We start from the raw sequence: 24,543 nt of genomic DNA, 5'->3' as shown, positions 1-24,543 counted from the left end.
GACAGGATCGTCACATGCAGCCGATCTTCGTTCTCGTGCACAGTCCCTCTGTGGGCCCCTCGACCTGGCACCCTGTGGCCGAACACCTGACGGCGGCGGGATACCAGGTACGGGTGCCGTCTCTGCTAAACGTAGGCGCCGGTGCTCCGCCCTTCTGGCCCCGCATGGTCAACGCCGTCCGCGACGACCTCCGACAGGTCCCGGCCGACAGCCCCCTCGCGTTGGTGGCACACAGCAACGCTGGCCTGTTTCTCCCGGCGATCCGCTCGGGCCTCGACCATCCGGTGACCAGCTCCACCTTCGTCGATGCCGCGCTGCCGGCCCGAACCGGACCCACCCCTGTCGCCTCACCCGAGTTGCTGGAGTTCCTCCGCCCGATGGCCGTGAACGGCAGGCTGCCGCGCTGGACCGACTGGTGGGACGAGGCAGACGTCGCACCCATGTTCACCGATCCGACGATGCGGCAGACAGTCATCGAGGAGCAGCCCACCCTGCCGCTGTCCTACTACGAGCAGCACATCCCGGTCCCCGACGGCTGGGACGACCATCCCTGCTCCTACTTGCTGTTCGGTCCTCCGTATGACGACCTTGCCGACGAGGCGCGCGAACGCGGCTGGCGTGTGGCACACCTTCCCGGCGCACACCTCCATCAGATCATCGATCCTGCTGGCACAGCCCGGCACCTCGTCGCACTGGCCACTACGACCTGATCCACTTCCGATACACGCCCTAGAGCGAGGGGCCCGCCGGAGAAGCCCCCAGCGCCTCGAGGAACCAAGAACGACCTTGGTGTCGGGCGCCGCATCCTGACGGAGTGTCTGGAGTGCCAGAGTTGCGGTGGTCGTCGCGCACGGCGCTGCTTGGAACAGCGGAAGGACTTCTCCTTTTCGCTGGCCACCCAGAGAAAGTCCCTGAGCTTGAGAAGAGCGGCTCCTCCTCACCAGGATCCCGCGATGGGGCAAGCCAGGGTGCCAACGACACGAGCCGCTGATGACCCTGTCCCTTAGGGCCATGCCCGAAAATCCCATGCCTAAATGACCAATACCGGCTTCCAGTCACCTGCCAGTAACGTCACTGACTGCCCCCCTTGTGATCTCAACAAACAGGAGCAGCCGTGCGTTCTGGTTCCACCTGGCAGCGTGTCAGAGCTGCAGCAGCTGCGGGCGCCGGCGTTGTTGCGGTTCTCGCCCCTGTCGCCTCAGCCGCCCCCGCAGTCGGTGACATACCGCATGCGCACGCCTCGGACGGCATCAGGGCATTGCCTGCCCGGCTCACCGAGCAGGCTTACGTAACGTGGCTGAAGAGCCAGCACACCGACGCCGCCCGCGCCACGCTCAAAGCGTTCACCAAGCTGTCCAACCTGAAGAAGTACATATTTGTCCAGCAGCTCCAGAACAGGTCCGCCTACGCCGCATTGCAGGCACAGCTCAAGGGTGGCCCCGAGGGGTTCCACAACACCGACCCCTACAACAAGGCCATCAGCATCACCCGTGATGTCAGGGTGGCCAAGACCGGAGGAAAGAAGCCGGTTACGACCATCACCTTTACGGTGACGGAGACCATCTACAACATCCCCGTCACCTCGCACACCGCGTGGGCCAGCTACCAGACGGCCAAGGGTAAGCAGCTGAAGGTCACCGGCAGCGGCGCCCGCGCCACCAACACAAACGCTGCCTACGCGCTCAGAGCCAAGAGCACCAGCAGCACCCACACCGGCGTCACCGCCGAATGGCATGCCGCTCCCCGCGTGGCCTCTGCTGGAAAGCCTGTCGACAAGCAGCAGAGCCTTGTCGCTACCGCGTCCATCTCGTGGAAGGCCAGCCTCACCACCACCTGAGTCGTTTCCCGCGCCTGGTGAGGTGGGCCGCCCGTCAGCACGGTGGAGAAGCCGTGGCCACCGCCACCCATCGCTGACCTTCGCCCGCCGCCTGGACAGGCCGCTGCCGCGCTGGCGCGCCGCCCTGGTCGACGCCGACATCTACCTGGCCGTGCTCCTGCTCATCTCAGGCACTGCCACGTGGGCGACCGGCGACGACGCACCCGCAGACACCGCGACCCGGAGGACTGGGTCGCTCCCGCTGACCCCGTTGCGCGTGATCACGATCCTGGGGATGGTGTCGGCCCAGGTCGCCCTGGTCTGTGTATGGCGGCTGGTGGCGATGGTGCGACGCGGAACCGTGTTCTCCCACGCCGCCTTCCGGTACGTGGACGGCGTGATCGGCGCGATCGTGGCGGCTGCCCTCGTGTGGTTCGCGGTCACGGCCATCAATGCGCCGGGCCAGCGGGACGACCCGGGCGTCACCGTCATCATGGGCGGGGTCGGCGTGGCCATCCTGGGGGTCGCGCTCATCGTGCTCGTGCTGCGGATGCTGCTCGCCCAGGCCGTCGCGCGCGACGTCGAAGCGGCGCAGATGCAGGCCGAGTTGGACGAGGTGATCTGATGCCGATCGCCGTCGACATCGACGTGTTGCTGGCCAGGCGGAAGATGTCCGTGGGCGAGCTCGCGGAACGTGTAGGGATCACGCCCGCCAACCTGGCGGTACTCAAGAACGGCCGCGCCAAGGCGGTGCGCTTCGCGACGCTCGCCGCGCTCTGCGAGGTGCTCGAGTGCCAGCCGGGCGACCTGCTGCGCTGGGAGGCCGAGGACGCCGCGGGCGAATGAACCGTGCCTGCCGATGCGTCATCGCCGATCCCGCCCGTCTTTGACCGACTCCGCGAGCATCCCGGGGCCGTACCCGAGGAGATCCCAGGCCTGCTGGAGCGGCTGGCTGATTTGCCCTGTCGCTGTACCCCGCCGGGTAGGGCGGTGACGTGGTAGGGCAGCATCTGCTCAGCTGTCCTCCTGCCTGTGAGGGGTCGTCATGCGCTCTGCTCGTCGCGCCGCGTCGTCCGTGGTGCTCTCCTGTCTCATGCTGGCGGGCTGTTCATCTGCATCGGTCGGCAGTTCGCCAGGGGCGGGGAGCGGGAGTGCGGCGGCGGGGCCGGGGGGTGTGTCTGGGCGGGCGATCGCGGTGGGGGCGGGGCCGCAGAAGCAGTACACGGTGCAGCAGCAGCCGGCCGCAGGCTCGTGCCACTACCGGTACGAGAAGGGCGAGCCGCTGGAGGACTCGGCGTGCACGCCCGGCGCCATCTCCCCTGCCGTCACCCAGACCAACCTGGCATCGACGATCTGCCGCAAGGGCGGCTACACCAAGGACATCCGCCCCTCCACCTACGTCACCGGCAAGGAGAAGGAACTGAACGCCGCCTCCTACGGTTACACGGGCCGGATGGGCGATGCCGAGTACGACCACCTCATCAGCTTGCAGCTCGGCGGCGACCCCAACGACCCCCGCAACCTCTGGGTGGAGCCGCCGGACCCAGGCCACAGGACGGGCGGCGGGGTCAACAACAAGAAGGACCCGGTGGAGACGAAGCTGCACACAGCGGTCTGCAACGGCAAGGTCGCCCTCGCGGCCGCGCAGCGCGCCATTGTCACCGACTGGACCACTGCCCTGAGCAGCCTCGGACTCGGCTGAACCCAGTCGGCTGCTGTGCCGCGATGCACGGTGCTCTTGGCGCGGCGAGCGTTTTGAGGGCACCGAGCATCGTCTTTGGCATCCGGTCAGGCGGGGGTGATGTTCTCCGCCTGCGGGCCCTTCTGGCCCTGGGTGATGTCGAAGGTGACGGCCTGGCCTTCCTGGAGTTCACGGAAGCCGCTTGCGTTGATGTTGGAGTAGTGCGCGAAGACGTCGGGGCCGCCCCCGTCCTGCGCAATGAAGCCGAAGCCCTTCTCGGCGTTGAACCACTTGACGGTGCCGCTGGCCATGTCGGTGCCTTCCATACGATGGCGGGTCCGCACCGCGCGGACCCGGAGGTGGTCGTCCTGGTCCTCGGGCACTGCACAGCAAAACGCCCGCGCTACAGCGCGGGCAGGGTACTGCGAACCACGACATTTGACAGCGACGTTTACACCGCGACTCCGCTCCGTCACCAGTGAGTAGGTGCCACCGGACCAGGCAGCGTCGCGACTTGGGCTGATCCGTGCGGCACGGACAGTGGACAGTCCCCAGCGCGGGTAGTTGAGCTTGTTCTCGTCCCACCAGCGGCCCGGCGCCGTCGGACCCGGGGCAGACCACCCGTCCGGCGCGGGCCGGCCGCGGGTGCCGGACCGGCAGGCCCTGTGCGGGATCCTGTTCGTGCTGTACACCAGCATTCGGTGGGAGTACCTGCCCCGGGAGCTGGGCTTCGGCTCGGGGATGACCTGATGGCGGCGCCTGGCTGCCTGGAACGCGGCCGGCGTGCGGGACCGGCTTCCCGCGGTGCTGCTGAAGAAGCTGCGGTCGAGGAACAGGCTGGACTGGTCGCGGCCGGTGATCGACTCCTCGTATGTGCGGGCGGCCCGCAGGGGCCCCAAAGCGGACCCAGCCCGGTCGACCGCGCACGGCCGGGCAGCAGGCACCACGTCATCACCGACGCCCAGGGGCAGAAGGGACCGCAGGCGGAGCCATCGTCCGCCGCTGAAAATGGGTTCTGCGCCGGCCGGTGCTGCTGTGTAGAGTGGCGGGACCGACGCGGGGTGGAGCAGCTCGGTAGCTTGCTGGGCTCATAACCCAGAGGCCGCAGGTTCAAATCCTGCTCCCGCTACGAGGCGAAGGGTCCGGCAACCGCCGGGCCCTTCGGCGTTCCCGCCCATCCACGCCTGCTCCCGGCCTGGCCCGTGGCAAGGTCGGCCTCGTACCGGCGGTCGGGGAGCACGGGTCGCGTCCCTTTCAACAGCACCGGTCAACGGGTGGGGAGGGTCGTCTTGGGCTGGTCATTGCCTGGTGTTGGCGCGGGTGTCCGTAACTGCGGATCGGGTTGTCGGTTGCCTGGGGTATGGATGACCTTGTGGCTGCCGAGTTTGACGTGCCGGAGTCGACGGAGCCGCGGCTGCCGTTGCTGACCCTGTCCGAGGCACACGAACTGCTGAGGGTGCTGCAGCACTTCGGGGCGATGGATCATGACTGGGGTGCGCAGGCCCGGCGTTTCGCTGCGGAGTTGGCTGCCCGGGTCCCGTCGCAGGACCTGTAGTACAGCGCGGGATGGCTCCGGGCTGATGGCGCCCAAGAACGGCAGCCCTGATGATGGGCGGCTATCGAGCGGCCCAAGAATCCTGGCGTCCGTGTGGAGCACGGAGCACCTCCGTTGCTTGCATGCGCTGACCACGAGCCTATGTGTTTATCGGAGGATCCCCGTCGCCAGGCCGATCCAGATAACGACGCCGAACAGGACCCAGCCGCCTGCCAAGACGAGGGAAGCGATCGCTAGCCCCAGGCCACGGGTGCCCTTGCGGGTTGCCACCCCACAGACGCCCAGAACGACGGCCGGTAGGGCTCCAATGAAGCTGGCCGCCAGCGTCAGCAGACTCAATACTCCCGAGGTCTCGTCGTGCACAGCATTCGCCTGAGACGCCAGCATCCGGGCGGCCAGGGCACACAGGGCGGCGATGACTGTGAAGACGAGGGCGGCCACGGCGGCCCCGTTAATCCGCGTGGACGGGGTAGCCACACCCTGCGGTCCGTACATGCCTGCTCTCCTTCATCAGTTGCCCTTCACGCTACGGACCAAGATCCGTTCCAGACCACCCGCTGCGAACCTCAACCAGCCTGAGCACGCGTACTCAGTCCTGGCCACAGGAGCAGTTTCCCCGGGGTGGCGGGCCGGTTGGTGTGCGGTCAGCGAGCGAGGGTGACGCTGATGGGGGAGTCGGGGCAGGCGGCGAGGCGTTCGGCAAGGGCGGTCTGCTCGCCTGCGGCGGGTCGCCTACACCGAATACCTGGTCACCGACCCGGTCGCGTTCTACAACGCGGCCGTGAGCATGGGGTGGCAGCCCCGCGGCCGCCTCGACGCGCAGACGCCCGGCGACCCCCTGCACCTGATGGAGGCGGCCGGCCAGCTCGCCCCGCCGGCATCCGACCTGCCCGGCGCGCAGGTCATCGGGGAAGGCGACAGCATCCGGGTCCTCGACCCCGACCGTGGTGACGAGCTCGCCGACTGGAGCGCCGACGGGTTCACGGCACAGTTCGGCCCCGGCTGGCGCATCGAAGACCACCCCCACGGGCCCGGCACAACCGCGGAGCAGTGGGAGCAGATCATCCCGCTGCCCGACTACGCGCCCGGTTCCCGCTGCAGCGCGCCCAGGGCGGCGTCTGGCAGTTCACCCCCCGCACCGCCTTCGCCCTCGACGAGGCTCTGGTGGTCCTGAGCGACGAGCTGCACCTGGTCGCCTGCTCCATCGGCGATGCCCCCTGCTCGAAGCACAAGCCCGCTACCTCGGCGCCTTCGACGACCTGGACCACGGCACCGCCTTCGGCGAGCTGCCGGAAGCCACCTGGTCACAGGGGTACGCCTGGCGGCGCGACGTCGCCCGTGCCGCCCACGACCTGTCCCAGGACATCGCCGCAGGCCACGTCCCCGCCCCGCGCTGCGTCGCCGAGCGCGTCGCACTGGACTTCGCCCTCGATACCGCCCGCACATACGCAACGTCACACATCGGCAACACCCCCGGCTATGACCGTCTCCCCAGGCACCGTGACGACGCCTGGAACCGGGTCGATGATGCCCTCCTGGACCCCGCCGAGCCGGACGAGGACGGACTGCCGGCGCTGTGGGGCACCCCGCCCGACCAGCGGTTCACCCCCTTCCCCGGCATCACGTCGCGCGATGCGGACTGCGGCTACCCGGCACACTGGAACGAGAGCACCGGCGAGGAACAGCGACCGGCTGCGCCTGCAGGGGATCCGCAACCCGCGCAGCGTTGAAGCCGCGACCTCGTGTACGGGGGCCCGGGCGACCGTCCTCCCGGTCCGAACGGGACGTGGTCAAGCTGAAGATGTCGCGCCCGCGGTGCGCGTCACCGCGATGAATACGGAAGACCGATGATGGAGGTCAGAGCGGTGCCGCTCTTCAGCGAGTTCACAAGTCATCGACAGGAAGACGGAATTGATGTTTTGCAGGGTCCGCACCACTGCCTTCGCTCCCTTCGCTCTCTCCATAGGTCTTGCCCTCGCCCTTACGGCGTGCGGCTCTGGCGGCAGCCCCAGTCCCCGGGCGAAGACGAGCGGCGCCGCACCATCCACGCGCACGGCACCGTCACCGACGTCGAGCACCGACGCGGACGGCACGCTCAAGGGGGGTGCCAAGGTGAAACTGGGGCAGCCGGCCCTGCTCACGTACGAAGGCGCCGACATGAAAGGCACCATCCAGGTCACGGTCACCCGCATTGAAAAGGGAAGCCAAGCAGACTTGAAAGATCTGTCCGGACTGAGCAAGGACCAGCTCAAGGCCACGCCCTACTATGTGCGCTCCGTCATCAAGAACGTCGGCACAACCGATCTCTCCCACGCCTCCATCGAGCCGCCAACGGGGCTCCTCAAGGACGGTACCGAGGCCAGGAAACTGCTGGTCATGGGCGATTTCGGCACATGCGATTCCCTGGCGAAGACCGACCACTTCCGGCCCGGCGCCTCGTACGAGTCCTGCGGGCCGGTCCTCGCTGACCCAGGCACCACCGTCACCGGCGCGGTCTGGACGGGCCAGGGCTACGCCGACTTCCCGCCGTCCGCCGGCGTGTCGTGGATGCCGTAGGGCAAGCTCGGACGCCCGGCTCGATGCCCGTAGCCGCCGCAGGCCAGCGCACAGTCAGCTGGCCTGTCAGGGCTCCCGGCTGAGCCGGTGCAAGATACGGCAGCGCCTTTGACGATCTGGACCACGGCAACGTCTTTGCCGAGCTGCCGGAAGCCACCTGGTCGCAGGGGTATGCCTGGCGGCGCGACCTCGCCCGTGCCGCCACCGACCTGTCGGAGACGGGTTTCTGTGTCCGCCTCCGGTGCGTTTACCGACGGCAGACGCGCCACGTCTTGGCCGGTAGCGCGTGGATCATTGCCATCGGGGCGTCGGCGTACCGTCCGGGTCCAGGCCATTCGGCCCCTGCTGAGCCCCAGAGCTCGGCGAGGATATGCGATCGACGAATGGAAGCTGTTGCGGCACTATCCGGGGCAAGGCCCGATGATGAGGAGCACGGTGATAACCCAGGGCGTAAAGATCACAACGCGATGCGAGGCCTGCGGCGGTGTGCTGACACTCGACACCGGCCAGTTCATCGAACGCGGACGCCTGTGGTGGGGAACCGAGGGGAACTGCCAGGCCTGCCCCGTCGCCTGGTGCGAGCAGGACAGCGGCGACGCGACTCCGGAGGGCATCCGACAGGCCCTCCTGGCAAAACACGGACCCGCCCGGCTCCGGCTGACAGAGCCCGAAGCGAGTGCAGTGCCCGTCCTTCGCGCTCTTCGAGAGGTGCACGGCCTGTCACAGCCACAAGCACGAGCAATGGCCGACGAGTTGAAGACAACAGGCCTCGTGGGCACGCTCGTCGAGATGGAACTCGTAGCGGGCCGGCTCCGACACCATTCCGTTAGCGCGATAGTCGAAACATCGCCCAGCTGACCATCGGGAGCGAGCGACACGCCGCACGACACAATCTCCGCAGCCGGAAAAATCTTCAGCCCTCTGTGTCGAGGACGCTGTCCGCATCGCATCGTTCCAGGTCAGGTTCATCCTCATCGCGATGGCTCAAGATAATCGACGCAAGCGGCACGCAGTGGTCGACACCCTCGGCCTGTTGCTGGGCGTGATGGTCACCGCCGCGGACACCGGCGACCGCGCCGCCGCCCTCGTCCTGCTGCACCAAGTCGCCGACGCCCACCGCCTGCTGGCCCTGGTCTGTGCCGACGGCGGCTACACCGGCAGCCTCGTCGAATACTGCCTGGCCAAGCTCACGCTGGTCCTGGTGATCGTCAAACGCAGCGACGACATGCACGGCTTCGGGGTGCTGCCCAAACGGTGGATCGTCGTGCGCCTCTTCGCCCACCTGATGCGAAGCCGCCGCCTGGTGCGCGACTTCGAGCGCCGCACCACAAGCGCCGAGGCGATGATCTACTGGTCGATGATCCTACTCATGACGCGTCGTCTGGCCCGCTCACGCCCTGCGCGAGCGTGAAGCGGCCCGGCGCCGGTTCGACCGCCCAGCCGCGGGCCACCAGCCGCTTCGCCTTCGACCGCAGTGCCTCCACCCGCGCCGGCACGAGATCCATGCCGAACCCTGCGGCCAGCTCCTGGCAGGTCAGCGGGCCCTGCCCGAGCCGGACCCGATCAGCGAGGGTATGCACAATACGCTGGTAGTCGACTGACAGGGCCGACCAGGCCAGCCCGTCACGCCATACCGGCACCTGCGATTTCTGCTTCGCTGCGGCCGTCGGCAGTACCAGAGCCTCGGCCGTAGTCTCGGCATCACCCGGCACGGACAGCAGCACACCGACCCGCTGGCGGGCGATCGTCCACTCCTGCCATTCCTGCTCGGCCACGGCGAGTTCGGCCTGGATGCGGTCGGCCTCCTCACGCAGCCCGTCGACTCGACGGCGAGCGGCGAGCTCGTGCTGTTCCAGCAGTCCGACGACCGATGGCATCCGCGACCTCCCAGGAAGCGACGAAACGACAGGTCACCACTCCCGCGGAATCACCGACCCCATGCCCGACCAGCGAAATCGCCGTCCTCAAGATCGGAAAGACAACAGCCACTTAGAGGTCATCTCATTTGGGACGTTCGATAGACTCCAGGTGTGGGGATCGTTGAGCGGCTGGTGCCGGATGAGCTGTGGGAGTTGTTCCAGCGAGTGGTGCCCAAGGCGCCGAGTCGGCCTCAGGGAGGCGGCCGGCGCCGGCACGGTGACCGGGAGGTGCTGGCTGCGATCGTGTTCGTGGCCACGTCGGGATGCACGTGGCAGCAGCTGCCGGCCGCCTCGTTCGGACCATCGGGACCCACGGCCCATCGGCGTTTCACCGAGTGGTCGAAAGCCCGGGTGTGGGCGAAGCTCCATCGCCTGGTCCTCGACGAACTCGGCTCCCGCGGTGAACTGGACTGGTCTCGCTGCGCGATCGACTCGGTGAACGTGCGAGCCCTGAAAAGGGGGACCTGACAGGTCCGAATCCGGTGGATCGGGGCAAGTACGGCTCGAAGATCCACTTGATCACCGAGCGGACCGGATTGCCCATCTCTATCGGCATCTCGGGCGCCAACCTGCACGACAGCCAGGCCCTCGAACCGCTCGTGCGAGGCATCCCGCCCATCCGCTCCCGGCGCGGACCACGTCGGCGACGGCCTGCCAAACTCCACGCCGACAAGGGCTACGACTACAACCACCTGCGCCGATGGTTACGCCAGCACGGCATCCGACACCGCATCGCCCGCAAAGGCATCGAGTCCTCCAAGAGGCTGGGACGCCACCGCTGGACCATCGAACGCACCACGTCCTGGCTCGCCGGATGCCGCCGACTCCACCGACGCTACGAACGCAAAGCCGAACACTTCCTGGCCTTCACCAGCATCGCCTGCACCCTCATCTGCTACCGCAGACTCACCAAATGAGATGACTTCTTAGTCAGCTGCTGGCGCAGCTCACCCTCACCGGTCAGCTGCAGGCCCTCGGCCTGGGCCCGGCAAGTGTTTGCGTACATGTGGTCAACTTGCCTGCCAGCCATGCCCTTTCGTGTAGCGAGGGCCACGTAGCCGGCCGCCATGGGCCTGAAGGGCGCTGATACGATTGTGAACATGGGACCTCTTGAGCCGAAGATCCTCGACCTCGTAGCTGCACTAATTTGTTTCTTGCCGGTATGGGCCATCCTCGCGAAGGTCCTGCTACCCCGCCTTGAGAAGGCCTTGGCTGCGCGCGAGGACGCGATCGAAGGTCGTCTTGAGCAGGCGGAGGAGGCTCGCCAAGAGTCCATGCGTATCTATGCCGAGTACCAGGCTGAGCTGAGCGCCGCTCGGCACGAGGCTGCGCAGACCCGTCAGGCAGCAACCGAGGAAGGCGCCGCCCTCATTGCCGAGCTGCGCGCCGAGGGGCAGCAGGTACGTGACGAATTGGTCGCCGAGTCGAAGGTGCAGTTGGAGGCCGACCGTATCCTTGCCGAGGCAGAGCTGCGCGAGGATGTCTTTAGTCTGGCCACCGAGCTGGCCAGCCGCATCGTCGGCGAGCCATTGGCGCATCTGCCGCGGGCCCGGGAGGCGGCCGACGAGTTCTTCGCCGAGGTCGACGCGAAGACGGCTTCCAAGGCTTGATCACCTGACAGCAGGGGCGTTCTCCCCGCCCCCAACCACCTTCTCAGGCGGGGCCCAGATCCATCAGGATCTGGGCCCCGCCTTTTGCATGCGCGGTGAAAGGACAGCCGACAGAGAAGCCACCGGATGCCTGGCAGGGCAGTGTGGCGAACATGGGCTGCCGGGAGCAGGCGTGTGGGGCTTCCAAGCCGCAGAGGGGGCGCTTGGTCTGGTGGTCAGAGCCTGTGGGTCAGGAGGGTGCAGGGACTGCGTGCCGCAGATGCTCCGTCGTAAGACCAGTCGCCCTCCCCCGCCCCCTTGGTGAGAGGCCCTCTTCCAGATCGCACCGGCAAAGCACCGGCAGTGCCGCTGCCTCCCGGCTCAAACCTTGCCGGTTGGACTGCCTGGCACCGTCTTCGCCACTGACAGAAGATCAACAACGCAACAGGTCAGCGGGATTGGCCCGCTGGCCATCACCCGAAGGGGGAGAACTCGTGGCTGACGAGTACTCGCTGGACGCAGCCAGCATCGAAATCACGTACCCGACCGGCGTCGTGACGCCGAACGACGCGGACAGGGGGGGCAAGGACTTCTCCCTGACCCACTGGAACGAGGACAAGGTCGACGACCGCGACTGGTAGTCGAACCGTCTCTGTGAGTCGTAGTTAGCACGCAAGAAGGAAGCCGCCGCCATGCACCCGACCGTCGTTCTGCTCCGTGTCGCGAGTCTGAGCGTCGATGAAGTGTCGCGGCGTGGCTTCAGGGCGGATCGCCTGCTTGATGACTATGTCAGGCAGGCGATCGGCCTCGCGGCCGGATCTGAGCTCGTTGACGCCACGGGGAGCAAGGCGCGAGAAGCGGTGGACCGCTATGTGGCACGCATGGCCGGTCGTGCCACCCCGTTCGGCTTGCTTGCAGGCACGGCATTCGCCGAGGTCGGCGAGGAGCGAGACCTGCAGCTGGCGGACCGCCGTGACCACCGAGCGGCTGTGCGTTTGGACGGGGCCGCGCTCGAGAGCATCCTGAGTGCGGTAACTGGGCGGGAAGCTCCGCGGTTGCTCCAGCCGGGACGCCCACCGCAGGAACTGGCCATCGAGTGGCTTCGCCGGCAAGGCGCGGCCAACGCCGCGGATGAGCTTGAGGAACTCATGGCTACAGCCTGCGGGGTTCAGCCCGTTGCATGTGCCACGCCGGAATCGTTGGCGCGTGCGTGGGCGCGGTGCTCGCTCCCCGGCATGACGGCGGTCAAGGAGAATGCCCGCTTTCACGTCGACCTCGACGTCTCGGTGGCGAAGGCCAGTGTTGAGCAGCGCCTCGTCGAGGACCTGGACCTGACTCTGCGGCGGCTGCAGACGCTGTTCCCTGCGCCTGATCCTCTTTATGACTTCCGCCTGGAATTCCAAAGCCGCTACGAAGATGCCGAAGTCTCGCTGAGTACGGTGCTGGACCCGGTGCAGGGGCTGCTGGAGAAGACCTTCACCGCGGCATCGGCGCTCGCGAACAGAGCCGGAGTGGAGACTGCCCGGACCGCTTCGTCCGAGTTGCAAGTCCCGGATATTGCGCTGCGTGCATACGATCACTGGCGTGCGACGGGACAGCCCTATGACTTGGCAGGACATGCGCCAGCCGAGGTGGCGGTGGCGCGTTCGGTCCAGGCAGCCTTGCTGGACAAGCATGAAGCTGCCTTCGACGCATTGTTGCTGAGCGGGCAACAGCGGTCTCCGCTGGCCTCACTGGCGCGGTTCGCCGTGGGGCGCCCTGACCGCGAACACGCGCTGCGGCAGTGGCTCGGCAGCGACAAGGATGATGGTGTCATCGTCGCCGAGCTTGTGCACACCCCTGGCGGCCGCATCGCAAACGTCTTGCAACGCCCTGCGCTGCACCGCCACACCGTCAGTCTGGACAGCGCCTTCCAGGGCAGCCTTGCCCTGGACTCCCTGCTGATCCGTCTCGTCGATGGTCAGTTTGTGCTGCGAGACCGCTCCACCGGACGACGGGTGCTGTTGGAGCTCAACTCAACGCATTCAGTGGACTTTCCGGGAAACGACCCGCGCTACCGGCTGCTGGCCCATCTCAGCGGAAGTGTCGGCGTGGGCTGGAAGTGGGGCGGGCTCGCGCGGATGTCGCATCTCCCCCGCGTGACGTGTGGCCGGATCATCGTTCGCCCTGAACACTGGCAGATGGGTTCCGACGAAACCCGCCGCCTGTTGGAGAACCGGGATCCCGCCTCGCACCTGCGGGGCTTGTTGCCGGGCATTGCACAGCGGCGCTGGATCGGCTGTGGCACAGGTGACCGGTTGCTGCCGCTCGACTTGCAGGAGACACGGTCCGCCAACGCCCTGCTCCGGCGCGCCGGCCGCCGAGGCCGACTGGAGTTCACCGAACTGCCGCACATGGAGAGTCCGGCCGTGACCGGTCCGCAAGGCGCCCACGTGGCTGAAGTCTGTATCCCCCTGCGTCACAGGGTGCCGGCTGAGCGACGGTCAGCCGTCCCCTCTGCTCCGGTGTCGGGAGGTGACTGGGTCTACTTTGCCTACCACTGCAGCGCCTTTGTCGCGGATCAAGTCATTGTCCGTGCGCAGGCCCTCTTCGAGGTGCTGCGTAGCCGCGGTTTGGCCGCCTCTTGGTTCTACGTCCGTTACGGCGAAGGCGGTCACCATGTGCGGGTTCGGATCAGACCGGCGCATGCACAGCACCGCGCGGGAGTTCTCGCGGAGCTGGACGGGTTTGGGAGTGAACTGCAGAGTAGCGGTCTGGTCAGCCGTGCCCGGTCAGATTGGTACGTTCCGGAGGTCTCCCGCTACGGGGGGCACCAGGGTCTCGCGGCAGCGGAGGAATTCTTCAGGGCAGACAGCGAACGCGTCGCAACGCTTTTGTCCTCCGCTCCCTCCGAGGAGGAGCGGCTGCTGACCGCGGTCGCCACTCTCCTGCACGGGGCACGTGCATTCTTCGGCGACGGCTTCAGCGACGACCAGCTCCTAGGCGTCCTGCGGCGCCGCATCAGCGTCCGCCAAGGAGCGGGTCGGCTGGGAAGCCGCTACGGAGACTTCTTTCGGGCACGCCGAGCGACTATCGAAGCATTTCTGGCCACCCACACCCCGTGCCAGAAGAGTATTGATGCTCTGCGCCACCTGGGCCGGAGCCTCCAGGGCGAGACTGCCACCGACGAGGGTGTGTTCCGGGCCGCCCTGCACATGCACATGAACCGGCTCTTCGCTTGGGACACTCAACGTCTCGAACGCCTCGCGTACGACATCGCCGCCCGCAAGGTCATTGAACGCCGCGCGCGGGCCCAAACATCTGATGGACACTCAACAGGAGTGAAGACACATGCACACTGATTCCGCCTTCGACCTCGCGCGGCTCATCGATCCGGTCACCCCCAAGGCATTCCTGCACGACTACTGGGAGCAGAAGCCCCTCCACATCCAGCGCGACGCCCCGGACTACTACGACGGGCTGCTCACACTGGACGACGTCGACCGCCTCCTGATGATGGCCGGCCCGGGCTTCGAGACGATACGAGTAGTGGTGGATGGTCAGGAGACGCCCATCGACCAGGTTGCCCAGCGGGGCCCGCAGGGACGCGCCAACACCCTGGAAGCCATCTACGATCACTACCGCCGGGGTTCCACAGTCGTGCTCAACTCGCTCGACGACCGCTGGGAGCCGCTGCAAGCCCTCACGCACGCGCTGGGCGCGGAGCTGAGCGCAGGATTCCAGGTCAACGTCTACCTCACCCCCGGAGGCAAGGCGCAGGGATTCAAGCCCCACTACGACACCCATGATGTGCTGGTCGCTCAGGTCCACGGCAGCAAGCGGTGGCGTCTGTACGGCGCACCCTACGAGCTGCCTCTGGCAGGCCGGCCCAAGACCGGGCCGTCCTTCGACGGGGAGTCCGTTCCAGAAGAGGAGCTCACCCTGACACGGGGGGACTTCCTGTACCTGCCGCGGGGTGTGGTGCACGCTGCCACCTCGAACGAGGAAGCGTCCATCCATCTCACCATCGGCGTCCACTCCCTGCGTTGGGCTTCGGTGCTCCAGACGGCCATGGAGAAGCTCTTCGACGAGGACGTACGGTTCCGCACCGGGCTCCCGGCCGGATTCGCCCGGGACGAAAATCTGCAGCGATCCGCTGCCAGGGCGCTCCGTCAGCTGGCTGCGATCTTGCAGGAAAGCCTGCCCTGCGAGCGTGTCATCGAGGAAACGGTGACCCAGGCGGTATCCGTCAACTCGCCTTCGCTGCGCGGACATCTAGGAGACCTCGAGCGCCTGCGGGCCTACACCGAGAGCACGCCGGTCCGGCGCCGGGCCAGCGTCTTGTGCCACGTCACGGTGACGGAGACCACGGTGACCGCGTCCTTCCATAACAAGGCGGTCACTCTGCCCCGCCAGGTCGAGCAGGAGGTCCGCTGGCTCGCGGCCGGGTTCGACGGCACCATCACCACGGGCGACCTTCCGGGGCGCCTCGACCAGGCCGGCCGGATCGTTCTGCTCCAGACGTTCCTGCGCGAGGGCCTGCTGGAGTTCTGACGCCCGGGCCACGCCAGCAGGAACCGACCCGGATCATGAGCCCTCCTCGCACGCCAAACGACAAATGCCATGGGTTCTCAATGAGATTTGTTGAGAATCTCACCCTTCCCTTCACCGAACGGAAGAGTGGCAATGCCAGCAGGAGTGACGGGGCAGGCCACTTCTCGGTCCGTGCAGGGTAGGCGCCTGTAACAGGACCTTCACGCCGGGTAGCGAATCGGCATCCGGTATGAGTGAAATTACCCATCCGTCCTGGCGTTTGCCCATTCTTTGCTTTGTCAAGGGGAGGGGTTCATGTAGATTGCACATTCATGGGGGACGTTGGAATGAGCGTCAGAGATCTGCGCGTAGTATCGGGGTTGACACAGGAACAGTTAGCTGAAAAGTCCGGAATGAGCGTCCGGGCGATCAGGGATATAGAACGCGGCTCCACACGCCGTCCATACCGCCAGTCCTTGCAAAGGGTCGCCGAGGCGATGGGGCTCACCGAACTGGAAACCGTCGACCTTATCGGCATGGTTTACATGCAGCCTCACGGCCGGCGGCGTTCACCGTGTGACTCGCCACGTAGTCCGGCAGCAAAGCATGACACCACACAGCAGGCCCTGGCTCATCTACCCCCTGGCCCCAAGGGATTCTTGTGGCGTACAGACGAATTGCGTTGGCTGGATCAGCTGCTGAACGATGCGGGAGATGGGTTTTCCACCGCAGTGCTGTCCGGTGCCCCAGGTGTGGGGAAGACCGTAATCGCACTGCGCTGGTCTCATCTCTCGAAAGAGCGATTCTCCGACGGAGTTCTGTACGCCGACCTCCTGGGCTTCGATGCGCGTCCTGCCGTCTCGCCCGAGTCCGTCCTGCGGAGATTCCTCCGCGCCCTGGGGATCGCCGACCACCGTATCCCCCTCTCGTTAGAAGAGTGCTCCGCCCTCTATCGAGCCGTGCTGGCCGACCGCAACGCACTCATCGTCCTTGACAACGCCGCGGACGTGGAACAGGTCCGCCCACTCCTGACCGACGCCTCCAGATGCCGCGTCATCATCACGAGCCGCAACGCGATGACCGGACTGGTGGTGCGCGACGGCGCGCACCGCTACCGAGTCGACTACCTCAGTGATGCCGAGGCTCTCGCCCTCTTCGAGTCCGTCGTAGGAGCCCAGAGCACTCGCCGCGAACCGGAGGCAGCCCTCAGCCTGCTGGCCCTGTGCGACCGCAGTCCACTCGCTGTTCGGCTTATGGCTGAACGCATCGCCAATCAGCGCTACATGAGCATGACCGACGCAGCCGACAGAATTTCGGCGGCAAAATTGCCGCTCAACACATTCGAAACGCCCGGAGATCCTCATTCCAGCATCCGGGACCTCATGTCCTGGTCGTACCGAGAGCTTCCTGCCGAAATCGCCGGAGTGTTCGACAGTATCGGTTTTCTGAATTCCGTGACTTTTCGGTTCGAAGACATAGCCGTAGCAGGGAGTGCTTCTCGAATGCCCGCCGAGGAGGTTGCGACGGCACTTGAATGGTTGCTGGAAGTCCATCTCCTGGAAGAAGAGATGCCGGGAACCTACAGGATCAACAAACTTCTCTGGTGGTACGCGCAGGAGATGACAGACCAGACGGGTGAGCGATGAGGAATTCCCCCTCCGGGCAGGAGCCCCCCAAAGTCCACCTCCGGCGAATAATACGGCTTTTCCGTCCTTACCGCGGCCGTCTCATGATGGTCGCGGCTCTCATAGCCGCCGCCACGTTCATCGCCCTGACGGTGCCGCTCATGGTCCGTGAGCTATTCGACGTCGCGCTGCCACAGGGGCGCACCGGCCTACTCTCGGCGCTGTCCTTGGGCATGTCCCTCGCCGCCATTACTGGAAGTGCAATCTCTGTACTCGAGTCGTACATCTCGACGTCTGTCGGACAGCGAGTCATGCATGACCTACGGACAGACATCTACACACATCTCCAAAAACAACCGCTCGAGTTTTTCACCAAGACGCGGACCGGCGAGGTACAGTCCCGCATCGCCAACGACATCGGCGCCATGCAGGCAACTGTCACTTCGACAGTGAGCTCCCTGGTATCCAGTGCCACGACCGTCATCGCCAGCGTCATAGCCCTCTTTATCATGGACTGGCGCCTGGCTCTCGTCTCGATCTCGGTTCTTCCCCTGTTCGTGCTGATCAGCCGCCGTGTCGGTGAGATGCGCCGACGATTCACCCGCCGACGGCAACGGCAGATGGCCTCGATGTCGTCGATGGTGGAAGAACGCCTCTCTGTGAGCGGCGTACTCCTGAGCCATACCATGGGCCGATCCCAGGAACTCTCGGCTGCATTCGCCGTCGAGTCGAAGGAACTCAGCGACCTGCACATCCAGTCCAACATGGCAGGCCGATGGCGTCAGTCGGTGATCCAAACAATCATGGCGCTCATGCCGGTAGTGATCTACTGGTCGAGCGGCATGACCGCAGCGAACGGGCATGCCGCCATCTCGCTTGGCACACTCATCGCCTATGTGTCCCTGCAGCAAGGGCTCTTCAATCCGACCCTGTCGCTGCTCGGCATCGGCGTTGCCCTGCAGGGATCCATCGCGCTCTTCGAGCGCATCTTTGAATACCTGGACCTGCCGATAGCCATCACCGAGCCGGACGTACCGGTCGCTCTGCCCCAAGTCCAAGGGCACGTACGGTTCGAGAGCGTCGACTTCGCCTATGCCGACGCCGACACCACGCTGAGCGGGATCAACATCGATGTACCGGCCGGGCACAGCCTTGCAGTGGTTGGGGAGACCGGAGCAGGCAAGACCACCATCGGCTACCTGATCGCAAGGCTCTACGACGTGACCGCCGGCCGGATCACCCTCGACGGAGTGGACCTGCGTGACCTGAGCTTCGACACCCTCACCCGAAGCATCGGTGTCGTGGCACAAGAGACTTACCTCTTTCACGCATCCATCGCAGACAACCTCCGCTTCGCCAAACCGGATGCCACCGACCAAGAACTTGTCGACGCGGCCAAGGCTGCGCAGATCCACCACCTGATCGAGGCCCAGCCCGCCGGATACCAAACCATCGTAGGAGAGCGCGGTCTGCGCATGTCGGGCGGCGAACGCCAACGCATCGCAATCGCACGCACACTGCTGCGCAACCCCCCCGTCCTGGTGCTCGACGAAGCAACCAGTGCCCTCGACAATCAGACCGAACGCTCCGTACAGCGGGCACTCGACACTCTCTCCGCCGGACGCACAGTGATCACCATCGCTCACCGGCTCTCCACCACTCAGCATGCCGACGAGATCATCGTCCTGGTGCAGGGCCAGATCGCCGAGCGCGGCACCCACAAGCAGCTGCTCGAGGCCAACGGGACATATGCCGGCATGTTCAGTCGCGGCACCCACGACGACGGACACCCGCACACGACCAGGGAGGCGCCGCAACATGCGTGAGCACTGGTGGAACAGAGCCCGCCTGGCTGCGGCCATCGCGCTGCCCATCCTCACCGGGACCCTCGTACTCGGCCCCGGAGGTCTGATCGGCGACGGCAACGATCTCGACCTTCCCGTCGCCCGGCCCGCCTGGGCGGCGGCCGACGCCGATCAAGGCATAGCCCCGCACGACACCCGCATCGAAGCACGTATGTGGCTCGCTGGTCGTGACCCCGAAGCGGCCACCCAGTACGCACAGGCCGTCTCAAGTCCCAAAGACCCGCTCTACCAGCACTACCTGTCACCAGCTGAGTTCCAGTCACGTTTCGGACCGTCAGCCAAGCAGTCCCAGGCAGTGGTCAGTTGGGCCCGCTCCAACGATTTGAAGGTCACCGAGGAGACCGCCCACTACATCACCGTCACTGGCACCGCCGACAAGGCAGGGAAAGCCTTCGGCGTGTCCTTTCACGACTATACCGGCGGCGGGAAGACCGGAATCGCACCCGCAGGCAACCCCAAACTCCCCCGTGATCTGGCCCCCTCGATCCTCACCGTAACGGGCCTCGATCACCTCACCACGCCGAACAGCCCATCTGCCACCACTGCTCCCCCCGCAAAAAACCATTGGTGGCCCGGTCCGTGCAGCCCCACGGGAACAGACATCGACAGCAAGCTGACTGGCGCAGACGGACGCACCGTTCCATGGGCCCCCTGCGGATACACACCCGAACAACTACGCACCGCCTACGGGGTAAACAAGCCGACACTGACGGGCAAGGGCGCCACGATCGCTATCGTCAATGCCTACAGTTCGCCCACCATGGCAACTGATCTTGCCCGGTACTCACGAGACCACGGGCGGCCGCTGCACCCTGGCCAGTACCGCGAGGTGAACAGTCCCGTCTGGGATCAACAGGACACCTGTAACGCCCCCTCGTGGTACGGCGAACAAGCCAAAGATGTCCAAGCCGTGCACGCCATGGCCCCCGAAGCCGACATCGTCTACCTCGGAGCCCGCAACTGCACGCCCAACGCATTCAACGAGGCCCTGCTGAAGGTCGTCGACCTGCACTTGGCAGACATAGTCAGTTGCTCATGGGGCGAGACCAGCGACGGTTACGGTGTGCAGGAAAGGACCATTTCCCACAGCGTCTTCGAACAGGGCGCGATCGAAGGCATCGGTTTCTACGTGGCCTCCGGTGACGCCGGCTATGAGAACCCTGCCACCAAGTCCGGCCGCGACAGTGGCTCGCAACGGCTCCAAGTCGACTACCCGGCGGCCGACCCCCTGGTCACTGCCGTGGGAGGTACCTCTCTCGTGGTCGACGCCGGTGGCAGCTACCGCTATGAGACCGGATGGGGCCAATACGGCATCCCTTTGGGCACCGACGGCAAGAACTGGCGAGCAGCACCTCCTGGCAGATACCCGAAGGACTGGTCCGGCGGAACAGGTGGCGGAACCAGCATCATGTACAAACAGCCCTGGTACCAGCAGTCAGTTGTTCCCGACACACTGAGCCGAACGCTGCCGGATGGCGCCGACGTCACCGAGCGCCGGCGCGTCGTCCCCGACATCTCCATGGACGGCGATCCCGTAACCGGCATGCTGATCGGCCAGACCGTGACTACCCCGAATAGCAAAGCAACGAAGTACCAGGAGAGCCGCTCAGGCGGCACCAGCCTGGCGTGTCCCCTCTTTGCAGGCATGCAGGCCCTCGTCCAGCAGTCCACGGACGGTAAGCCCCTGGGCTTCGCCAACCCAGCCTTGTACCTCCGCCACAACACACCGGCGATCAACGATGTGACCGATACTCCCGCTGGGCCTAACGCCCCCACCGCCTGGGCAATGAACAGACACCGGGACCCGGAGGACCCCATGAGTGAAACGAAGACATTCCTCCTAACAACGGGCCGCAACGGCGAAGGAGCAGCCAAGCTCGCAGCCGTTAGGGGATTCGACAACGCAACCGGCCTAGGCTCACCGGGCCCTGCCTATATCGACTCGTACAAGTAATGCTCGGAACATACCTTTCACCGGAGCCTGGCGGCAGTCATCATAGAGATAGCTGTCCTCGTCACGTGCACAGGTACGGCGATGAGGCTCAACCTCGGGAGTGGACACCGGGTTTCATGCGACGAGCGAAAGTGTCAATCCCCTCGCGTCGTGGAGATCTTTCAAGCGGCCAATTCCACGGCGGGGTCGGCCTGGTGTTCTCGTTCGTAGTCGATCGGGCTCCGGTACCCGCACACGCTGTGTAGCCGGCGGGTGTTGTAGAAGCCGGTGATCCAGGTGGCGATCTTCAGCCGCGCCTGGGTGCGGGTGGCGAAGGTGTGCCGGTGGACGTACTCGACTTTGAGGACGCTGTTGAACGCCTCGCTGACGGCATTATCGAAACAAGAGCCGACCCGGCCCGAAACGTCGCAGGCTCCGCGGTCACACGGCTCGTCTGATGCTGCCCCGTGCACCTGCCGTGGCTTGTCTGCAGTCGCGGCAGATGCCGTCGGGGTGCGCTGGACCAACCATGGGCCTGCCGCAGTCGAGGCATTCAGGCCGTCGCTGCATCTTGCTCTCGCGAATGGCAGCACTCGGCTGGAGGGCGTCTCCGTTGCGGTGATCGCGCCGGTGTTCGACGCATCGGGGGCATGCCTGACTGGTGTCGATGATGACACCGTCTTCACACCGGGGGTCAGGGCATTCGCGGCCGCACTTGCTGATGGGACATCGGTGGGAGGCTATGAGCCGTATAGCGGCGCCCACGGGATGGGCCAGTCCGGCTTCGCCGGTGGAGATGTCGGCGGTTGAGGCGAACCCCCAGGCGTACCAGCGGCGGTCGGCCCGTGCGATCAGCTCTTCAACAGTGCGGTGCTGGTATTCGCGCAGGATGGTGTCCCGCAGCGTCGTGGGGCGGAACGGGGGGAGCAGGGCGCGCAGTTCCTCTGGAAGACCAGCCTCGACGGCCTCGACGACCTGGGCTTGGGCCTGGGTCATGCGTTGCCGGACACCGCTTCGGGGTGGTCGTCCCTGCCGCGGTGCCGACAGTTCAGGTCGTCCGTTGTCGGTGTCGTTGTGAGGAGTCTTCCTACTACTTGCTGTATGAGGCCTTCGGCCGGAAGCGACGCTTCGCGCCGCAGGCGCGGATTCTTGGTGTTGTTCTTCTTGGTCTACTTCAACCCCTCCCCCGGGGGGTGCGAAGCGCTTTGCTGTGGGGGTACGTACCCCCACAGCAAGGGGTACGGTCTGGCCTGCTGATTTCGCGGAATTCCCAGCTCGCCCCGTGCCCCCTGCTGTGGGGGTACGGGAGTTCAGCCCCAGGAAGGGGACGGCCGGCGGCAGGGGAGAGCGGCTCTTGCGCGCCAGGGCTCGCGCTTGCGCGGTCTGCTGGCAGCATTCCTTGATCGTCTGGCGGGCGGCGGCGAGCCAGGCGTCGAGGGCCTCCTCGCGGGCGTCGCGCTCTTCGGGGGTCTCGTCGGGGACGGCTCGGTTAAGGGCGTACCAGTCGGCCATGGACCGGGGTCCGCAGTAGTCGACGGGTGGCGTCTGGTGCACGACGTAGCGGTTGCGGCGCACCAGGCCGGTGGTGGAGCGGATGACCTCGACGGCTCCGATCACTTCGAGCTGCAGCATGTACTTGGAGACGTTTTCGGGCTTCTTCAGCCCCAGGATGCGGGCGAGTGTGAGCAGGCCCGGCCAGACCTCGTTGTCGTCTCGCGACGTGTTGAGGTGGGCAGACAGCGCCCAGTACAGGGTTCGGGCGTCGGAGTCTGCCCCGGAGAGCAGGACCCAGTCGCCGACCTGGGTGAAGGGGGCACGCCGGCCGAGAGATACCTCGAGTGTGTGGTCGAGGGCTGTCGGGTCGTCGGGTACGTTTGTGCTCACTGCGCTGCACCTACTGGGTGGGCGGTGCGTCTGGTGCTGTGTCCGGTCCGCGGCGGCAGGGAAGTGGCCTGCTGTTCCTCGCTGGTCAGTCGAGGTGAGCAGGTTCTGGGCGTTGCCGTTTTCGGCTGGTGTCCCACAGGACGGGCGCGTGCTGCCATCACTCCCCCATTAACGTCAGTTCATGACTGCGGTTGATACTAGACACGAGATCCACTTCATGACCAGTAAACTTGCGTGGACTGAGCAAGAGTTGAGGTTCGTTCAGTACACTCAGGGCCGAGAGTCCATGAACTGGCAAGGAGTCGGGGGATGAGCAGCGCGACCGAGCATGGTGCCGGCGGCCAGGTGGGCCGCACGCTCGCACAGAAGCTCGATCATCTGTTCGAAACTGCGACACCGAAGGACCAGAAGGCGCCGTCTCATGAAGACGTCGCCACTGCCATCAACATCGCCGCGGGGGAACGGGCGATCAGCGGCGCCTACATCTGGCAGCTGCGTACCGGCAGGAAGACCAACCCGACCATGAAGCACCTCGAAGCTCTGGCCCGGTACTTCGGTGTCAGCCCTGCCTACTTCCTCGACAACGAGCAGGCACAGCGCATCGACGAGCAACTCGCCTTGCTGCAGGCGCTGAAGGAGAGCGATGTGCGCAACATCGCGCTTCGGGCACACGGCCTTTCCGATTCGAGCCGCCAGACCCTGGCCGGGGTCGTGAGCCATCTGCGGAAGCTGGAAGGGCTGGGAGAAGACCCGGACTCACAGAGCGGCGATGCCTGACCCGTCACGTCCGCCCACCCGCAGCACGACCACAGAGGCGCACCGGCCGTCTCGATCCGGGCCGTACACGTCCACGGGTGCCCGGCCGCAACGTTGCTGGCCCGGAGCCCTCTGACGGGGCCTTTTCCACCCCTGGCCAACCCTTCGCTAGTGTTCCGTCGCAGACGGTTTGTGAACGAGTCGTGTCGGGCCCTGACCAGGCCTGGTGCGATCCGGACTGCGGTGGCCAACCAGCACGGATGCCCCATTACACCCATGAGCCGTCGTCGCACGAAGGAAGTTCAACCTTGATCTAGGGGGAACGGTTGAAGGAGCGACAGCTTCGTCGCCGCTGCAAACGGGAGCTCCAAGCCCTGGACGTTCAACCGCCTCTGCAGGTGGAGGCCCTGTGCCGCGCACTGGGCGAGCGCCGAGGCCGGCCCATTCATGTGGTGCCCTACGCCCTGCCCGTGCCGGGCCCATTCGGGGTCTGGATTGCCACGGGTTCCAGCGACTTCATCGTCTACCAGAGCGAGACGACAAAAGCCCACCAGGATCACATCATCTTGCACGAGGTGGGCCACATCCTGGCCGATCACGACGGTGACGTCGGCGACGAGGAGCTGTGGGCCCTGATGATGCCCGACATCGCGCCCGAAGCGATCCGCCGGGCACTGCAGCGCACGTCCTACGACCAGGAGCACGAGCGGGAGGCGGAACTCGTCGCCACCATCATCCTGGAGTGGGCCTCGGTACTGAACAGGGTCGTACCACCGCAGCCAACGGACGCCTCAGTCCGGCGAGTCCAGACGGCGCTGGGCGACAGGCAGGGATGGCTGTGATCGTCTCGTT

Annotated in this window: 24 protein-coding genes, 1 tRNA gene and 1 pseudogene; 21 read left to right on the top strand and 5 right to left on the bottom strand. The window is 65.9% G+C overall.

The features are described from left to right. Positions 1 to 113 precede the first annotated feature (113 nt). From ACIPSA_RS45425 to ACIPSA_RS45405, 5 genes are all read left to right on the top strand, one after another. On the top strand, positions 114 to 710 hold the full coding sequence (locus ACIPSA_RS45425) for an alpha/beta hydrolase (protein WP_402646624.1): 597 nt from the start codon (positions 114 to 116) through the stop codon (positions 708 to 710). A 404-nt stretch (positions 711 to 1,114) separates the two neighbouring features. After that, positions 1,115 to 1,837, top strand: coding sequence for a hypothetical protein (locus ACIPSA_RS45420; RefSeq protein ID WP_402646622.1), 723 nt, complete (start codon positions 1,115 to 1,117; stop codon positions 1,835 to 1,837). A gap of 91 nt (positions 1,838 to 1,928) precedes the next feature. Continuing rightward, positions 1,929 to 2,441: a DUF2975 domain-containing protein gene (locus ACIPSA_RS45415; RefSeq protein WP_402646711.1), complete on the top strand. Its 513-nt coding sequence runs from the start codon at positions 1,929 to 1,931 to the stop codon at positions 2,439 to 2,441. Then, positions 2,441 to 2,662: a helix-turn-helix domain-containing protein gene (locus ACIPSA_RS45410; RefSeq protein WP_402646620.1), complete on the top strand. Its 222-nt coding sequence runs from the start codon at positions 2,441 to 2,443 to the stop codon at positions 2,660 to 2,662. Before ACIPSA_RS45415 ends, ACIPSA_RS45410 begins: the two co-directional genes overlap by 1 nt. A 199-nt stretch (positions 2,663 to 2,861) precedes the next feature. Beyond that, positions 2,862 to 3,518 carry a hypothetical protein gene (locus tag ACIPSA_RS45405; RefSeq protein ID WP_402646617.1) on the top strand — a complete coding sequence of 219 codons (657 nt, stop codon included), beginning with the start codon at positions 2,862 to 2,864 and terminating at the stop codon, positions 3,516 to 3,518. A gap of 86 nt (positions 3,519 to 3,604) precedes the next feature. Here ACIPSA_RS45405 and ACIPSA_RS45400 read toward each other — a convergent pair whose 3' ends face one another. Continuing rightward, on the bottom strand, positions 3,605 to 3,808 hold the full coding sequence (locus ACIPSA_RS45400) for a cold-shock protein (protein ID WP_037751662.1): 204 nt from the start codon (positions 3,806 to 3,808) through the stop codon (positions 3,605 to 3,607). Between the two features lie 313 nt (positions 3,809 to 4,121). Here ACIPSA_RS45400 and ACIPSA_RS45395 point away from each other — a divergent pair. From ACIPSA_RS45395 to ACIPSA_RS45385, 3 genes and pseudogenes are all read left to right on the top strand, one after another. After that, positions 4,122 to 4,465: pseudogene (locus ACIPSA_RS45395) on the top strand (transposase); the annotation flags it as partial. Positions 4,466 to 4,552: 87 nt separating this feature from the next. Then, positions 4,553 to 4,626, top strand: a tRNA-Met gene (locus tag ACIPSA_RS45390). Positions 4,627 to 4,869: 243 nt separating this feature from the next. After that, complete coding sequence (locus ACIPSA_RS45385) at positions 4,870 to 5,052, top strand: hypothetical protein (RefSeq protein ID WP_402646615.1); 183 nt, start codon at positions 4,870 to 4,872, stop codon at positions 5,050 to 5,052. Between the two features lie 147 nt (positions 5,053 to 5,199). Here the strand turns inward: ACIPSA_RS45385 and ACIPSA_RS45380 are convergent, their stop codons facing one another. Then, positions 5,200 to 5,547 carry a hypothetical protein gene (locus tag ACIPSA_RS45380; protein WP_402646613.1) on the bottom strand — a complete coding sequence of 116 codons (348 nt, stop codon included), beginning with the start codon at positions 5,545 to 5,547 and terminating at the stop codon, positions 5,200 to 5,202. Between the two features lie 286 nt (positions 5,548 to 5,833). On the opposite strand from ACIPSA_RS45380, the gene ACIPSA_RS45375 reads away from it, so the two are divergent. From ACIPSA_RS45375 to ACIPSA_RS45365, 3 genes are all read left to right on the top strand, one after another. Next, entirely contained in the window at positions 5,834 to 6,226 is a 393-nt protein-coding gene (locus ACIPSA_RS45375) for a hypothetical protein (RefSeq protein WP_402646611.1), read from the top strand. 938 nt (positions 6,227 to 7,164) lie between these two features. Beyond that, on the top strand, positions 7,165 to 7,608 hold the full coding sequence (locus ACIPSA_RS45370) for a hypothetical protein (RefSeq protein WP_402646609.1): 444 nt from the start codon (positions 7,165 to 7,167) through the stop codon (positions 7,606 to 7,608). A 979-nt stretch (positions 7,609 to 8,587) separates the two neighbouring features. Further along, a complete protein-coding gene (locus ACIPSA_RS45365; protein ID WP_402646606.1) occupies positions 8,588 to 9,019 on the top strand; it encodes a transposase in 432 nt (143 codons plus the stop codon). Here the strand turns inward: ACIPSA_RS45365 and ACIPSA_RS45360 are convergent. Next, positions 8,976 to 9,485, bottom strand: coding sequence for a hypothetical protein (locus ACIPSA_RS45360; protein ID WP_402646605.1), 510 nt, complete (start codon positions 9,483 to 9,485; stop codon positions 8,976 to 8,978). The genes ACIPSA_RS45365 and ACIPSA_RS45360 overlap by 44 nt on opposite strands. A gap of 159 nt (positions 9,486 to 9,644) precedes the next feature. Here ACIPSA_RS45360 and ACIPSA_RS45355 point away from each other — a divergent pair. The 8 genes from ACIPSA_RS45355 to ACIPSA_RS45320 all read left to right on the top strand — a co-directional run bounded on the left by ACIPSA_RS45355 (position 9,645) and on the right by ACIPSA_RS45320 (position 21,072). Continuing rightward, positions 9,645 to 10,444 (top strand): IS5 family transposase gene (locus ACIPSA_RS45355; protein ID WP_402646708.1). Its coding sequence is split into 2 segments (ribosomal slippage): positions 9,645 to 9,980 and positions 9,983 to 10,444, totalling 798 coding nucleotides; the frame shifts between segments, so codons are not numbered across the junction. A gap of 150 nt (positions 10,445 to 10,594) precedes the next feature. Next, positions 10,595 to 11,137, top strand: a complete 543-nt coding sequence (locus ACIPSA_RS45350) for a hypothetical protein (RefSeq protein ID WP_402646604.1) — start codon at positions 10,595 to 10,597, stop codon at positions 11,135 to 11,137. A 473-nt stretch (positions 11,138 to 11,610) separates the two neighbouring features. Next, positions 11,611 to 11,757 carry a hypothetical protein gene (locus ACIPSA_RS45345; protein ID WP_402646603.1) on the top strand — a complete coding sequence of 49 codons (147 nt, stop codon included), beginning with the start codon at positions 11,611 to 11,613 and terminating at the stop codon, positions 11,755 to 11,757. A gap of 51 nt (positions 11,758 to 11,808) precedes the next feature. Beyond that, complete coding sequence (locus ACIPSA_RS45340; RefSeq protein WP_402646600.1) at positions 11,809 to 14,457, top strand: thiopeptide-type bacteriocin biosynthesis protein; 2,649 nt, start codon at positions 11,809 to 11,811, stop codon at positions 14,455 to 14,457. Then, positions 14,447 to 15,649: a cupin domain-containing protein gene (locus ACIPSA_RS45335; RefSeq protein WP_402646597.1), complete on the top strand. Its 1,203-nt coding sequence runs from the start codon at positions 14,447 to 14,449 to the stop codon at positions 15,647 to 15,649. The genes ACIPSA_RS45340 and ACIPSA_RS45335 overlap by 11 nt, the downstream gene beginning before the upstream one ends. A gap of 326 nt (positions 15,650 to 15,975) precedes the next feature. Further along, the gene (locus ACIPSA_RS45330; protein WP_402646594.1) at positions 15,976 to 17,274 is read left to right on the top strand and encodes an NB-ARC domain-containing protein; all 1,299 of its coding nucleotides are present in this window, start codon (positions 15,976 to 15,978) and stop codon (positions 17,272 to 17,274) included. After that, on the top strand, positions 17,271 to 19,079 hold the full coding sequence (locus tag ACIPSA_RS45325) for an ABC transporter ATP-binding protein (protein WP_402646591.1): 1,809 nt from the start codon (positions 17,271 to 17,273) through the stop codon (positions 19,077 to 19,079). The genes ACIPSA_RS45330 and ACIPSA_RS45325 overlap by 4 nt, the downstream gene beginning before the upstream one ends. Beyond that, positions 19,072 to 21,072: a protease pro-enzyme activation domain-containing protein gene (locus ACIPSA_RS45320; protein ID WP_402646588.1), complete on the top strand. Its 2,001-nt coding sequence runs from the start codon at positions 19,072 to 19,074 to the stop codon at positions 21,070 to 21,072. The genes ACIPSA_RS45325 and ACIPSA_RS45320 overlap by 8 nt, the downstream gene beginning before the upstream one ends. Positions 21,073 to 21,233: 161 nt before the next feature. Here the strand turns inward: ACIPSA_RS45320 and ACIPSA_RS45315 are convergent, their stop codons facing one another. Together ACIPSA_RS45315 and ACIPSA_RS45310 are read right to left on the bottom strand one after the other, a co-directional pair. Next, positions 21,234 to 21,524: an integrase core domain-containing protein gene (locus tag ACIPSA_RS45315; RefSeq protein WP_402646585.1), complete on the bottom strand. Its 291-nt coding sequence runs from the start codon at positions 21,522 to 21,524 to the stop codon at positions 21,234 to 21,236. Then, positions 21,493 to 22,935 (bottom strand): hypothetical protein, encoded by a 1,443-nt coding sequence (locus ACIPSA_RS45310; protein ID WP_402646583.1) that lies wholly within the window; start codon positions 22,933 to 22,935, stop codon positions 21,493 to 21,495. The genes ACIPSA_RS45315 and ACIPSA_RS45310 overlap by 32 nt, the downstream gene beginning before the upstream one ends. A gap of 309 nt (positions 22,936 to 23,244) precedes the next feature. Between ACIPSA_RS45310 and ACIPSA_RS45305 the strand changes: the two genes are divergently transcribed. After that, the gene (locus ACIPSA_RS45305) at positions 23,245 to 23,712 is read left to right on the top strand and encodes a helix-turn-helix domain-containing protein (protein ID WP_402646580.1); all 468 of its coding nucleotides are present in this window, start codon (positions 23,245 to 23,247) and stop codon (positions 23,710 to 23,712) included. Positions 23,713 to 24,161: 449 nt separating this feature from the next. Next, positions 24,162 to 24,533 (top strand): hypothetical protein, encoded by a 372-nt coding sequence (locus ACIPSA_RS45300; protein ID WP_402646577.1) that lies wholly within the window; start codon positions 24,162 to 24,164, stop codon positions 24,531 to 24,533. Positions 24,534 to 24,543 lie beyond the last annotated feature (10 nt).

Source organism: Streptomyces sp. NPDC086549 (genome assembly GCF_044746205.1).
Classification (GTDB): Bacteria; Actinomycetota; Actinomycetes; order Streptomycetales; family Streptomycetaceae; genus Streptomyces.
Note: the sequence above shows the minus strand (reverse complement) of the source record. Positions and strands in the feature narration are given on the sequence as shown.

Coding starts and splice junctions, on each gene's coding strand:
- ACIPSA_RS45410 (WP_402646620.1), top strand. CDS start 2,441: ATGCCGATCGCCGTCGACATCGACGTGTTGCTGGCCAGGCGGAAGATG.
- ACIPSA_RS45405 (WP_402646617.1), top strand. CDS start 2,862: ATGCGCTCTGCTCGTCGCGCCGCGTCGTCCGTGGTGCTCTCCTGTCTC.
- ACIPSA_RS45400 (WP_037751662.1), bottom strand. CDS start 3,808: ATGGCCAGCGGCACCGTCAAGTGGTTCAACGCCGAGAAGGGCTTCGGC.
- ACIPSA_RS45380 (WP_402646613.1), bottom strand. CDS start 5,547: ATGTACGGACCGCAGGGTGTGGCTACCCCGTCCACGCGGATTAACGGG.
- ACIPSA_RS45365 (WP_402646606.1), top strand. CDS start 8,588: ATGGCTCAAGATAATCGACGCAAGCGGCACGCAGTGGTCGACACCCTC.
- ACIPSA_RS45360 (WP_402646605.1), bottom strand. CDS start 9,485: ATGCCATCGGTCGTCGGACTGCTGGAACAGCACGAGCTCGCCGCTCGC.
- ACIPSA_RS45350 (WP_402646604.1), top strand. CDS start 10,595: ATGGGCCTGAAGGGCGCTGATACGATTGTGAACATGGGACCTCTTGAG.
- ACIPSA_RS45340 (WP_402646600.1), top strand. CDS start 11,809: ATGCACCCGACCGTCGTTCTGCTCCGTGTCGCGAGTCTGAGCGTCGAT.
- ACIPSA_RS45335 (WP_402646597.1), top strand. CDS start 14,447: ATGCACACTGATTCCGCCTTCGACCTCGCGCGGCTCATCGATCCGGTC.
- ACIPSA_RS45330 (WP_402646594.1), top strand. CDS start 15,976: ATGAGCGTCAGAGATCTGCGCGTAGTATCGGGGTTGACACAGGAACAG.
- ACIPSA_RS45325 (WP_402646591.1), top strand. CDS start 17,271: ATGAGGAATTCCCCCTCCGGGCAGGAGCCCCCCAAAGTCCACCTCCGG.
- ACIPSA_RS45320 (WP_402646588.1), top strand. CDS start 19,072: ATGCGTGAGCACTGGTGGAACAGAGCCCGCCTGGCTGCGGCCATCGCG.
- ACIPSA_RS45305 (WP_402646580.1), top strand. CDS start 23,245: ATGAGCAGCGCGACCGAGCATGGTGCCGGCGGCCAGGTGGGCCGCACG.